At 49.3% G+C, this 12337-nt stretch carries 17 protein-coding genes; 9 read left to right on the plus strand and 8 right to left on the minus strand.

Features of this window, described 5'->3' with window-relative positions; genetic code table 11:
* Positions 1-895: anion permease (locus WC259_RS05685; protein WP_372643543.1), on the plus strand; the 895-nt coding region annotated here is incomplete at its 5' end.
* On the opposite strand, the gene WC259_RS05690 is transcribed toward WC259_RS05685, so the two are convergent.
* Positions 892-1509 (minus strand): guanylate kinase, encoded by a 618-nt coding sequence (locus tag WC259_RS05690; protein WP_015406708.1) that lies wholly within the window; start codon positions 1507-1509, stop codon positions 892-894. The genes WC259_RS05685 and WC259_RS05690 overlap by 4 nt on opposite strands.
* Positions 1490-1780, minus strand: coding sequence for a DUF370 domain-containing protein (locus tag WC259_RS05695; protein WP_010935846.1), 291 nt, complete (start codon positions 1778-1780; stop codon positions 1490-1492). The genes WC259_RS05690 and WC259_RS05695 overlap by 20 nt, the downstream gene beginning before the upstream one ends.
* Positions 1781-1988: 208 nt before the next feature.
* Between WC259_RS05695 and WC259_RS05700 the strand changes: the two genes are divergently transcribed.
* Positions 1989-2837 carry a sulfide/dihydroorotate dehydrogenase-like FAD/NAD-binding protein gene (locus WC259_RS05700; protein ID WP_372643546.1) on the plus strand — a complete coding sequence of 283 codons (849 nt, stop codon included), beginning with the start codon at positions 1989-1991 and terminating at the stop codon, positions 2835-2837.
* Positions 2830-4227 carry an NADPH-dependent glutamate synthase gene (gltA, locus tag WC259_RS05705; RefSeq protein ID WP_061976830.1) on the plus strand — a complete coding sequence of 466 codons (1398 nt, stop codon included), beginning with the start codon at positions 2830-2832 and terminating at the stop codon, positions 4225-4227. The genes WC259_RS05700 and gltA overlap by 8 nt, the downstream gene beginning before the upstream one ends.
* On the opposite strand, the gene WC259_RS05710 is transcribed toward gltA, so the two are convergent.
* The 4 genes from WC259_RS05710 to WC259_RS05725 form a co-directional block, all read right to left on the minus strand.
* The gene (locus tag WC259_RS05710; RefSeq protein WP_011308675.1) at positions 4224-4436 is read right to left on the minus strand and encodes a hypothetical protein; all 213 of its coding nucleotides are present in this window, start codon (positions 4434-4436) and stop codon (positions 4224-4226) included. The genes gltA and WC259_RS05710 overlap by 4 nt on opposite strands.
* A 109-nt stretch (positions 4437-4545) precedes the next feature.
* Entirely contained in the window at positions 4546-5079 is a 534-nt protein-coding gene (locus WC259_RS05715) for a nuclear transport factor 2 family protein (protein WP_015406709.1), read from the minus strand.
* Positions 5080-5149: 70 nt separating this feature from the next.
* Entirely contained in the window at positions 5150-5758 is a 609-nt protein-coding gene (locus WC259_RS05720) for a class I SAM-dependent methyltransferase (protein WP_011308677.1), read from the minus strand.
* 10 nt (positions 5759-5768) lie between these two features.
* The gene (locus WC259_RS05725; RefSeq protein WP_011308678.1) at positions 5769-5963 is read right to left on the minus strand and encodes a superinfection immunity protein; all 195 of its coding nucleotides are present in this window, start codon (positions 5961-5963) and stop codon (positions 5769-5771) included.
* Between the two features lie 141 nt (positions 5964-6104).
* Between WC259_RS05725 and WC259_RS05730 the strand changes: the two genes are divergently transcribed.
* Together WC259_RS05730 and WC259_RS05735 are read left to right on the plus strand one after the other, a co-directional pair.
* Positions 6105-6476: a metallopeptidase family protein gene (locus WC259_RS05730; RefSeq protein ID WP_041223244.1), complete on the plus strand. Its 372-nt coding sequence runs from the start codon at positions 6105-6107 to the stop codon at positions 6474-6476.
* Positions 6477-6784: 308 nt separating this feature from the next.
* Entirely contained in the window at positions 6785-7231 is a 447-nt protein-coding gene (locus WC259_RS05735; protein WP_015406711.1) for a C-GCAxxG-C-C family protein, read from the plus strand.
* Here WC259_RS05735 and ychF read toward each other — a convergent pair.
* Positions 7228-8331: a redox-regulated ATPase YchF gene (gene ychF, locus WC259_RS05740; protein WP_078409427.1), complete on the minus strand. Its 1104-nt coding sequence runs from the start codon at positions 8329-8331 to the stop codon at positions 7228-7230. The genes WC259_RS05735 and ychF overlap by 4 nt on opposite strands.
* Before the next feature lie 21 nt (positions 8332-8352).
* The gene (locus tag WC259_RS05745) at positions 8353-8595 is read right to left on the minus strand and encodes a hypothetical protein (RefSeq protein ID WP_011308682.1); all 243 of its coding nucleotides are present in this window, start codon (positions 8593-8595) and stop codon (positions 8353-8355) included.
* Positions 8596-8722: 127 nt separating this feature from the next.
* On the opposite strand from WC259_RS05745, the gene holA reads away from it, so the two are divergent.
* From holA to WC259_RS05765, 4 genes are all read left to right on the plus strand, one after another.
* Complete coding sequence (gene holA / locus WC259_RS05750; RefSeq protein ID WP_012983992.1) at positions 8723-9751, plus strand: DNA polymerase III subunit delta; 1029 nt, start codon at positions 8723-8725, stop codon at positions 9749-9751.
* 1 nt (position 9752) lies between these two features.
* Positions 9753-10364, plus strand: a complete 612-nt coding sequence (locus WC259_RS05755) for a VTT domain-containing protein (RefSeq protein ID WP_011308684.1) — start codon at positions 9753-9755, stop codon at positions 10362-10364.
* Between the two features lie 34 nt (positions 10365-10398).
* Positions 10399-11406, plus strand: coding sequence for an ROK family protein (locus WC259_RS05760; protein WP_015406714.1), 1008 nt, complete (start codon positions 10399-10401; stop codon positions 11404-11406).
* A 115-nt stretch (positions 11407-11521) separates the two neighbouring features.
* A partial coding sequence (locus WC259_RS05765) for an alanine--tRNA ligase-related protein (protein WP_372643552.1) occupies positions 11522-12337 on the plus strand: 816 nt, incomplete at its 3' end.

Here is a 12337-nt window from a genome sequence, read left to right on the forward strand (position 1 = left end):
TGGTACGCGTGTTTTGTCTCCCCGCAAGGCTATAATAATGGCGGCGGTTGCCAATCTTGTGGGTGTTTTTACCGGTACAGCTGTGGCCAGAACTATTGGCAAGGGCATACTGGGACCTGAATCACTTACCTATGAAACAGTTATTGCCGGACTTGTAGCCGCAGTTATCTGGTCTGTGGTGGCTACCCGTAAGGGGCTTCCCGTAAGTCTGACGCACTGTCTGGTGGCCGGTCTGGCCATGGCCGGTGTGGCTATGGCGGGGTTTGGATCGGTAGATTGGGGTATTCTTTTAAAGATTATTGCGGCTGTAGGTATTGCCCCTATTATGGGTATGGCAGGTGGTTACCTGCTTATGGTTGCCTTGCTTTGGATATTCAGACGGAGTGTTCCCTCCAAGACTAATGGGCTTTTTTCCCACCTTCAAATATTTTCAGCCGCTTTCATGGCTTTCAGCCACGGGCGGAGTGACGGGCAGATGCCTATGGGTATTATTGCTCTGGGTACAGTGCTTTATACCGGTAATGCCGGTCTCTGGGACGCTATACCGCTTTGGATTATTGTTCTTTCGGCTTTGTCTATCAGCGCAGGGACGGCTATCGGCGGTTGGAGGGTTATCCAGACAGTGGGCGTGCGTATGACTAACCTTAGGCCGATAAATGGTTTTGCGGCTGAAACTGCTGCCGCTACAGTTATCCAGATAGCGGCTTCAATAGGTATTCCTGTGTCAAGCACCCATGCCATTTCTTCGGCTATTATGGGGGTGGGAGCTACCCGCAGGCTTTCTGCAGTACGCTGGGGTGTGGCGGGAAATATTGTGGGGGCGTGGCTGCTCACCTTTCCTATATGCGGTGCGCTGGGTTTTTTGGTGGCTGGTTTGTTTAAACTTATTTTCTAAAGTTCAATTAAACGGGGCTGTATGCGGCAGTGTTCGGCCGCAATAATAGACATAATCTCACGGACAGCATTATCAATCTCCCCCTCTGGGTTGACTACCACGTAGTCAAAGTCGGGGAGTTTTTCTATTTCGAGCGGGGCAGTAGCCAGTCGCCGTCTGAGGGATTCGGGTGATTCGGTCAGGCGGTGTTCCAGACGGCGGGTCAGTTCGTCCATATCCGGGGGCATCAGGAAAATAAATACCGCATTCGGCACTATTTTTTTGATGCTGGCCGCACCCTGAACGTCCACTTTTACAATAACATCTGAACCGCGGGATAAGGCTTGCCTGATAGGCGCTTTGGGGACGCCGTAAAAATTTCCGTAAACGTTAGCCCATTCCAGCAGTTCATTCTGGCTGATAAGCTCTTGAAATTCAGCCGGTCTGATAAAATTATAATCAACTCCCTCGGTTTCGGTTTCCCGTTTGGGGCGGGTGGTGGTGGTGACTATATAGGTCAGGGGCAGTTTGCGCTCTTTCATACGGGCCAGAACTGCATCTTTACCTACGCCGGAAGGACCGGAAACAATCAACAGCAGGGGTTTTTCAGTTTTATTAAAGTTCCAGTTTGTCATCAACCAGCTCAGGTTTTACCGCACCGCCGCGGCTAATAGAAAGTCGTCCGGTAATAGTTTCAGGGGCAAGCGCCGCCAGTACGATATGCCCGCTGTCAGTAAATATAACCGCTTTGGTTTTGCGGCCGTTGGTCATGTCTATCAAAAAGCCTTTAGTCCGGCTTTCCTGTATAATACGTTTAATGGGGGCAGAACTGGGCGGAGAAATGGCAATAACCCGGTTCATGGCCAGAATATTGCCGAAACCAATATGGACAAGTTCAATAAACATGTTGTTTCCTTAATGCTTAATAGACAACCAAGCGGGTTAAAACGCTTAATATATTATAACTTTATCAAGCTAAATTCAACTGGTTATGGTTTGAAGTAAGGCGTCATTTAATGATAAATTATCATAGGTTTTTATATTTACCTGTAAATCGGCACTAATACTCATAGATGCTTCTGGGTTTTGTCCAGCAGTATACGCAAGGAGAGGTATGTATACGATTATTGAGCGGCAGGATTTGTTGCCCAAAGTACACTTGCTGAAGATACAGGCACCTAAAGTAGCGGCTGCGGCGGCTGCCGGACAATTCGTTATCCTCAGGGTTGATACTGAGGGAGAGCGTTTCCCTCTGACTATTGCAGACTGGGACGCTCAAGCCGGAATAGTTACTGTTATCTACATGGAAATAGGTGTTTCCACCCGTAAACTGGCCAAGCTGGGCAAGGGTGATGCTATACTGGATTTTGCAGGTCCTTTGGGTAAGCCTACCGAGATTGAAAATTTCGGGACAGTGGTTTGCGTAAGCGGCGGCTTTGCCATGGCTACCATTGTACCCATTGCCAGAGCTATGAAAGAGGCGGGTAACCGGGTAATAAGTATAGTGGGTGCCCGCAGTAAAGATCTTTTCTTCTGGCATGACCGCCTTACGAAATATTCAGATGAAATGATAGTCTGCACTGATGACGGTTCTGCCGGCATCAAAGGGTTAGTTACCGAACCTTTGCGTGACCTGCTTTCTTCAGATACCAAACTAGACCGGGTAATAGTAATAGGCCCCAGTGTTATGATGAAATTCTGCTCAAAAACCACCCAGCCTTTCGGGGTGAAAACAATTGTCAGCCTTAACCCCATAATGATAGACGGAACCGGAATGTGCGGCTGTTGCCGGGTCAGTCTGGACGGGCAGACCCGTTTTGCCTGTGTGGACGGACCGGAGTTTGACGGGCATAAAGTGGATTGGGACGGGTTGCTGGTACGCCAGAAGTCCTATGTGGCTGAAGAGGCTGTGGCCTCCGAGAGATGCCGCTGCAAGGAAGAGGGGTGCGGAAACCATGGCTAAAGCAGGTCTGAATAGAATTGATATGCCCAAACAGGCGGTTGCCAAAAGGATTCAAAATTTTTCCGAAGTGGCCACCGGCTACACCCCTTCTGATGCCCATATTGAGGCTGCCCGCTGTTTGCAGTGCAAAAAGCGTTATTGCGTAGAGGGTTGTCCGGTAAATATAGATATTACGGAATTTATTTTGGCCTTAAGGGAAGGCGATATGCCTGAAGCCGCCCGCATACTTAAAAAGACCAACAGCCTGCCGGGGGTTTGCGGAAGGGTATGCCCGCAGGAAACCCAGTGTGAACAGGCCTGTATATTGAATAAAAAAGAAGTCCCCATAGCTATTGGGCGTTTGGAACGTTTCGTGGCGGACTGGGAGCGTGAACATTCTGCCGAGGTTAATCTGCCTAAAAGCCTTAAACCCAAGAGCGGGAAAAAAGCGGCGGTGGTTGGGGCAGGGCCGGCTGGATTGACTGCATCTGCCGAACTGGCCCGTTTGGGCCATGATGTCACCTTGTTTGAGTCTCTGCATACAGCCGGCGGGGTGCTGATGTACGGCATACCCGAATTTCGCCTGCCTAAGGATATAGTGCAGGGTGAAGTGGAATACGTAAAATCACTGGGCGTTAAGATTGAACTCAATGCGGTGGCAGGGAGGCTGTTTTCGCTTGATGACCTTTTCAAGCAAGGCTTTCAGGCTGTTTTTCTGGCAACCGGAGCGGGTTTGCCTCTGTTTTTAAATGTGCAGGGTGAAAACTTGAACGGGGTATATTCAGCTAATGAGTTTCTGACTCGGATAAACCTGATGAAAGCTCACAGTTTCCCTGAATATGATACCCCGGTTAAAAAGGGCAAAAAGGTGGCGGTGATTGGAGGCGGTAATGTAGCTATGGATGCCGCCCGCTGTGCTTTGCGTTTAGGTGCCGAAGAAGTCAGTATTATTTACCGCCGTTCCGAGGTTGAACTGCCGGCCCGAAAGGAAGAAGTGGAAAATGCCCGCGAGGAGGGTATCAAATTTCATTTCCTGACAAGTCCTGTGCGTTTTCTGGCAAATGAACAGGGGAAGGTGCGGGCTATGGATTGCCAAAAGATGGAGCTCGGCGAACCTGATGCCAGCGGCCGCCGCCGTCCCATACCGGTGGATGGCAGTGAATTTGAAATGGACATAGATTTAGCTATTATTGCTCTGGGTACCCGCCCCAATCCCTTGGTTATGCAGTCTGCCCCTGATTTGCAGGTAAACCCCAACGGCACGGTGGCGGCCGGTATCAGCGGGCAAACTTCGCATAAAGCGGTTTGGGCTGGCGGGGATATAGTAACCGGCTCTGATACAGTCATAAGCGCTATGGGAGCGGCCAAACGTTCGGCGCTGGTTATGGACGAATATCTGAGGAGCCTTTAATTCCGGCGGTTCAGCAGCAGTATTATAAATACTGCCAGCACCCACTTCCAAACATATTCCAGAGGGTCAGCTATCAGTTTGATAACCAAGCTCAGATTTTGGTCAAGTGAGCCTGTGACCTGACTGATGAAGCTATGCCAGGCCGGTATAAAACACAGCGCCAGCATGGCAAATACATAAAAGAGCAGGGCAGAGCGAAACACGTTCATACCCCAACCGCCTTTCTTTCGGGCAGAGGCTGTCTGCCTGTCTGCCGCACTTGTTTAAAGAAAAACCCCCGCCTTTGCGACGAGGGTTTTGTAGTCTGCAAAGGTTAGTTTACATATAATTCCATTCGGGAGGGGCATCTTCGCCCTGTTCCGGGTTTGGAGCTTTATTTTCAGTTGTGTCTTTTGGTTTTTCCGCCGGTTTTTCAGCCTCAGGTGAGGGAGGCGGTCCTTCGGGGAATTCAAGTTCCGAAGGAGCAGACAAATGCATTTGGCTCCAGCGCCACTCGTTCGTAACCTTTTCCATCACTCCGCTCAGGTAAAAATCAAAATCCTTTTGGTTTTCTCCATTTTTACAGGTATAGGTTACATGGGTATCCAGCCAGACAACCGGGCCGTTGCCTTTTATGGTGGTAAACCCTAACTTGAATTTTACCGGGGTAGCTTTGTCTAGCAGGGCTTGCATCCAGCGTCTGAAGCCGTTCTGCCCGAGGCCGACATTGTCCGGGCAGGGACCCACGGTGAGTATATTCGGTTCACTGTCTACCAGTACCACCAGTGCTTCTATATTCTTGGCCTCAACGGCTTCTTTCATTGCATCCAGCACTTGGTTAATCTCTTTGCGGACTTCAGGTTCTATTTTCATGAAAAGCCTCCTTGGATATTATATGGCTCTAATATTCAGCCATTATTTTTATAGCATTTGGCTGTTTCTGTCAACTTACTTTAGCTTTAGTAACAGTTATCAGACCGTAACTGGTGGTTTGGGTGCCCTCAGGCTTGATGCCAAGTTCTTCAAACAGGGCGGGTACGCCGCCATGTTTCAGGTAATGGCGGAAATTACGGTAGTGTTCACCGCCGGCTAGGCGTTCTATGGTTCTTATTATCCAGCCGGGAAAACTGGCAGGCAGGGGGCAGGTGTAGTCTGCTATAAGGATATAACCTTCCGGTTTGACCACCCGTTTCATTTCCGCCAGTATCTCCAGACAGGTTTGGGCGGGTTTGTCATGGAGTGCCAGAGTGGTAGAGGTATAGTCAAAACTGGCATCTGCAAATGGCAGATGGCGGGCATCTGCTTCGGTAAAATAACTGTCCGAAGGTAAGGCGGGGTCATACAGGCGGCGGGAGAGGCTGAGCATATCCGGGCTGAGGTCCAGCCCGAAACCCAGAATACCCCGTTTGCGGTATTCGCCTACTTGAGCCCCTGAACCTGAACAGACGTCCAGTACCCGTTCACCCGGTTTTATTCCGCCGAAATCTGGTATAAAACTTCTGATATTCCGCAGAAAAGGGTCTATAGCAGTTGAGTAGTTTATTTCCAGCATAAAGGCAGGGTTACTTTTTCACTGACCAGACAAGAGCGACTACCCAGCCGATAAAAGTCCAGCCGAGGAAGAAGTTCAGCAGGAAAATGGCCAGGGTATTGCGGCGGTGCTTAGCCAGGGCGATTATGGTGGGCAGGAAATAAAATGCCAGGCTAATTGCAAAAGAGATAAGCCCCAAAATTCCGCCAAAGAAAAAGTCAAACACTTTAATACTCCTTGATAATATAAAATAGCTATTATGAAAAGATTAGCCTAAAGACGGGTTATTTACAAGGCAGGGATTTATTGGCAGGCGGGGGATATGTTCGGGCTGTTATTCCGGGCAGATTGGGGATATTATAAAAATATGGATATTGAACAGTTCAAGCAATTAGTGGGAGAGGCGGTGGACAGCCTGCCGGAGGAATTTTTAGCCCTGCTGGATAATGTGGAAATACTGGTGGCTGACCGCCCCAGCCGCGTCCAGCGCCGCAATCTGGATATGCAAGCGGGCGAAGAGCTGCTGGGGCTTTACGAAGGTGTTCCCCTGACTGAACGCCATGCTTCTTATGGTATGGTTACTCCTGACCGTATAACCATATTCCGTTTGGCCATACTGGATACGGTTAAGTCTGAAGATGACATAAAAGACGAAGTCCGGCGGGTAGTCAAGCACGAAGTTGCCCACCATTTCGGCATAAGTGATGAACGGCTGGAGGAAATGGGCGGGTCTGTTTAAGTTTCAGCCGGTTTTCAGGTTGATATTAGGTTATTACTTGCTACGATGTATATTATTGTTTATAGGCGGTAATATTTATGAAGAATAAATTAACTGAATATTATCAAAATCGTGACCTATCAACAGGATTAACATACGGTGAGTTAAAACAGAGAGATGAAATTAAACAACGGTTTAATAAACAAAAAAAGATGCCTTACGTACTAACATAGCTTTTCTTATACTTGGGATAATCATTGGATGGCTTATTAATTGGTTCACTTAATAAATTTATGAGTGCAGATATATATTTCAGGAGAATAAAATCCATGAGTGATATAGCTGTTTCAGCCCAAACCCTTCACGAGAAGGGTTTCAACTGTGCCCAGTCTTTGCTTGCGGCCTTTGCCCCGTCTCTGGGTATTGAAACCGGGACAGCCCTTAAACTGGCTTCAGCTTTTGGCGGAGGCATGGCGGCGCGGGGTGACACTTGCGGGGTAATCAGCGGCGGGTTGATGGTGATAGGTTTGAAATTCGGGCAGGCTTCGGTTGAAGATAAAGCGGCCAGAGAAAAGTGTAACCGCCTTGGCCGCGAGTTTCTAAAGCAGTTTGAAGCTGAATTCGGGGCTACGGCCTGCCGTGACCTAATCAAATGCAATATAGGCACTCCGGAGGGGGCTAAACTGGTAAAAGAAAAAGGCCTCCGGGAAGGCCTTTGTTCAAAACTGGTTTACCGCGGGGCGGAGATACTTTCCGCCCTTATAGAGCAGATTTAGACGTTAAACAGGAAGTTGGCGGTATCTCCGTCCTGTACTATATAGGTTTTGCCTTCCAGCCTCAGCTGACCGCGTTTTCTGACTTCCGCCAGTGAACCGGCGGTAAGCAGGTCACCGACGTGGACAATTTCTGCCCGTATATATCCCCGTTCTATATCGGAGTGGATTTTGCCGGCTGCTTTCTGGGATATAGTACCGCGGGTAATAGTCCAAGCCCGCACTTCGTCCGGCCCTACGGTAAAGAATGAGATAAGGTCTAAAAGGTCATAGGAAGCTCTTATGGTGCGGTCAAGTCCGGTTTCTTTAAGCCCGTAACTTGAGCGGAATTCGGTGGCTTCAGCCTCGTCCATATTTATCAGTTCGGCTTCCAGTTTGCCGCATATTACAATCACCCTGTAGTTTTTGCCGCCGTAGCGGGTATTGAGTTCGGCTTCCATCTCGGCGGCCTTGGGCAGGTCATCTTCGCCGATGTTTATAACCATAAGCACTGGTTTGTTGCTCAGAAACTGGTAACCGGACAGTATTTTGGCCTCTTCCTCATCCACTTCCATATCACGGACGGGAATATCTTTCTCCATGGCTTCTTTGATTCGGGCCATGAGTTCTTTTTCACGTTCCAGAGCGGCTCTCTCCGGGGGTTTGGCACTCTTCATCTGGCTGCCGATGCGGTTAAGCCTTTTTTCAATAATAGTCAGGTCTGAAAAAATAAGCTCGGCATTCATGGTGGTCAGGTCACGTTCGGCGTTGATGCCGCCGGCAGGCAGAGGGATGGCGGTGTCTTCAAATGCCCGGATAACATTAAGCAGGGCATCTACGTTTTGCAGTTGGGTCAAAAGTTCACCTGAAAAAGAGCTGTCTTTAGTGCCGCCTTTGAGAGATGCCCCCACGTCAAAATATTTTATTTCGGCCGGGGTGAGTTTCTTGGGGTGGAACATCTCTTCCAGGGGACTCAAACGGGCATCAGGCACCTTTACAATGCCTACGTTGGCCGAACTACTCTGTGAATAAGAGCCGGTGGCGGCGTTACTGCGGGTAGCGGCGTTGAAAATGGTGGTGCGTCCGCTTTTAGCCAGACCTATTATACCTATTGTTACTGCCATATATTACTTTCGCTTTTGCTCCTAGATATCGTTTTTGCGGCTGTTTTTGAGTACGTCTCTGGATACCTTGAGAGCCAGATCACGTTCACCGTAATTTGCCTTGGTATTGCAGGCAATGTCCAGCAGGGCACACAGTGCCTCGTAGGAACCAAAGCGGGCAATATGTTTAATGGTCTTTTCCCTTATTTCAGGGGCTATTTCCATGTCATTGGCAATGGCAATATGTTTGCGGAGTTCGTAGGGCATCACAACTTCTTCGGGCATTGTTTCAAATCCTCCAAGTGTAGCTTACGGGCAGATTGTAACATACTGTAAGGCATTTTTGCACTAAACTTCAAAGGTTACGTACCCGCTTTCTTATGCTACAATATCAGCCGAAGGTGGCTTGAATTTGCTGTATATTTTTACCGGCAGTGATGATTTTTCCCTGAAAGAACGCTTGAAGCAGATAAAACAGGCTTTGGGTGATGAGTCTTTGGCTTCGGCCAATACCACTCTGCTGGAAGCTAAAAACCTGACGGCTGCCGAACTTTTAAATTACGTACAGACTATTCCCTTTTTAGCTCCTGCCCGGCTGGTTATAGTGAACGGACTGCTGGAGAGGTTTGAGGGTGCAAAGGGCAAAACTGCCGCCAAGGATACCGCAAACAAAAACAGCCCTGATGAGTTTGCCCGGGCACTGGATAATCTGCCTCCGACAACTCTGGCGGTGCTTTTGGACTATACTACTGCCAAAGATGGTGACTACCGCGAAAAAGAAAAAGTGTCCGCTTTGGCAACCAACCCCCTTTTCAAAATAATAGGCAGCCGTGCCGAGGTTAAGCATTTTGCACCTCTTTCTGCCCAAAACCTGCCCGGTTGGGTAATGCAGCGTGCCAAACAATCTTCTATCCAGATGTCTGTTCCGGCTGCCCGTTTGCTGGGCCGCTTGGCGGGGCCCGATTTGTGGGCACTTTCTACCGAGATTGAAAAACTGGGATTGTATGCACAGGGGCGGGTGATAGAGGAAGCAGATGTGCAGGCTATGGTGGGCTATGCTCAGGAAGTAAATATATTCTCTCTGGTGGATGCTATACTGGACTGTAAGGTTAAAGAAGCCCAGCAGTCTCTGGCGGCTTTTACTGCTGGCGGCGGGTCACCCGGTTTTCTGCTCTTCATGCTGGTACGCCAGCTTCGGCTGATGGTGCGTTATACTGCCCTTAAAAAACGGGGATTGAAGGAAGCAGAGGTTTTCAAGGTTATGGGCGGTTCGGAATACGCCCTCAGGAAAACGGCCTCTCAGGCTGTATGCCAGAATATGGACAGCCTTAAAAATATTTACACTAAACTGCTTGAGACAGACCTCTATATAAAAACCGGCCGCTTTGAACCGGAGCTGGCCTTGAGTTTGCTGGTTGCCGAACTTTGCGGGAGAAAATAGCTTGGAAGAAAAACAAAAACAGTCTCTCAGGGAACAACTGAAAACAGTAAAATGGGGCAGTCTTTTATTAACCTTTGGGGCTCTTATAGCACTCAGTTTTCTGTTGGCCTGGGGACTTAATTCGCTGGTAGACAGTCTGGATATACCCCTTGATGAATATGCCTGGCTGACGTACCTGCTGGTTTTTGTTATGTCTATACTGGCTAATGCCACGGTTATAGCCCCGGTGCCTTTTGCTATTTCCATTATGGTTGCTGCCGCAACCAATTTTAATCCGGTGCTGGTAGCTCTGTTCGGTGCTCTGGGCGGTAGTCTGGGTGAAATGAGCGGTTATTTTGCCGGCCGGTTAGGTAAAAAACTGGCCATTCCCGAAGGTCTGGTGGGTTACAACCGGGTGGAAATCTGGATACAGAAATACGGTGCTTGGGCTATCGCCTTTCTGGCTGCCCAGCCGATAGTGCCTTTTGATGTGGGAGGGCTGATTGCCGGATTGGCACGCATGCCTGTTCACAAGTTTTTGCCGGCGCTGTTCCTAGGCAAGTTCCCCAAATATATTATTCTGATATATGCCGGAATTGGTTTGATGGACTGGCTGCCATTCCTGAAGGCCTAGGGTTATTCACTTTAACTAAAAATAGGGGGCTTTATTGAACCGTAGTAATTCAGAGGTTATGAGCAAGCCCTGTTTGTGTCTGGATATAGGCGGCAGTAAAATCCGTTCGGCGGTGGTCACCCATGACGGACGGGTGGTGGCTTGGGAACAGGAGCCTACCTGTGCCCGAAACGGGGTAACGGGTGTATTTGAGAGTATCTGCCGGGTGCTTGACCGCTTGCTTGCGCGTAACAACCTGAATACCTCACAGTTTGAGGCACTTGCTGCGGCGGTTGCCGGGGGTATAGATATGCCAAACGGGCTGGTTACCCAGTCTCCCCATTTGCCCGACTGGCGGGACGTGCCCCTCAGGGATATGCTTACAGAATGTTATCTCAAGACCTTTATTATAAATGATGCTTCGGCCGCCGCACTGGGTGAACACCGTCTGGGAGTGGGGCTGGGAGTTAAAAATCTGGTTTACCTGACCGTTTCCACCGGTATCGGGGGCGGTATTATTATAAATAACGAGCTGTATCTGGGGCAGAGCGGCTGTGCCGGTGAAATAGGGCATATGTGTCTGGATATAAACGGCAAGGAAGATGTCTGCGGCAACAAAGGCTGTTTGGAAACACTGGCTTCGGGTACGGCTATTGTCAGCAGGGTTCAGACCGAACTTGCTGGGGGTGAATTTTCCATACTGGTAGAACGCTTCAAGGCGGATTATTCGGCTTTGACCGCAGAGGATATAGGCAGGGCGGCTTCAGAGGGTGACAGGCTGTGTCTGGGGATTATCCGTCAGGCAGGGGAATATCTGGGAATCGGGCTGGTGAATATTGCCAATATATTTAACCCGGAGCTTATTATACTGGGGGGCGGGGTTTCCAAGCTGGGAGAGATATTTATTGAGCCTGCCCGCCAAGTGCTTTATAAACGGGCTTTCCGTCTGGCGGGGGATGATGTCCGCCTGATAGTTTCTGTTCTGGGGGATAATGCCGGGGTGATTGGGGCAGCTCTGTATGCCTATGCCTGTCTGGATAGTGCGAACAACCAGCCTCAGTGAACCCTATATATATAATATAGAAGACCCGCTGTGGATTATTAAAATTGACAGCTTGATGAGCTTAAACTAAAATCGTATTTATCTTATCTATCTACTTGAAATGGCAGGTGCGGCTTTGTTTAGCAGTGATGAATTACGCGAAAATTATCTGAAATTTTTTGAGGAGAAGGGGCATAAGCGGATTGCCAGTTCTTCCCTGATACCCCACAATGACCCCACCCTTCTTTTAACTACCGCCGGCATGGTGCAGTTCAAGCCCTATTATCTGGGGATGGCCAAGCCTGAAAATCCTCGTATGGCCTCCTGCCAGAAATGTTTCCGCACTACCGACATTGAATCAGTGGGCGACGCCAGCCACCTGACCATGTTTGAAATGCTGGGCAACTTCAGCATCGGCAACTACTTTAAAAAAGAAGCTATTGCCTGGGCTTGGGAATATGTAACCCAAAGGCTAAATATACCTGCCGAAAGGCTCTGGATAACAGTCTATCTGGATGATGATGAAGCTATTGCCCTCTGGAAGGAACAGGGAGTACCCGAAAACCGGATAGTCCGGCTGGATGCGGCTGACAACTTCTGGGGACCGGCCGGGGATTCAGGTCCCTGCGGCCCTTGCAGTGAAATCCACTATGATTTCGGGCAGGAAACGGGCTGCGGCAAGGCGGATTGCAACCCCTCCTGCAAGTGCGGCCGTTTCTGTGAAATATGGAATCTGGTATTTGTCCAGTTTAATCAGGACAAGAGCGGCAAGCGTCAAAACCTGCCTGCCCCCAGCATTGATACCGGCATGGGGCTGGAACGCCTGACTATACTGATGCAGTCCAAGAAAAACGTATACGAAACCGATATATTTGCCCCCATTGTGGAAAAAGCCTGCCTGCTTTCGGGCAGGAAATACGGGTGTGATGCCGCAACTGACAGAGCCCTGCGG

The sequence above is a fragment of the Dehalococcoides sp. genome (assembly GCF_041654235.1).
GTDB classification, from domain to species: Bacteria; Chloroflexota; Dehalococcoidia; order Dehalococcoidales; family Dehalococcoidaceae; genus Dehalococcoides; species Dehalococcoides mccartyi_B.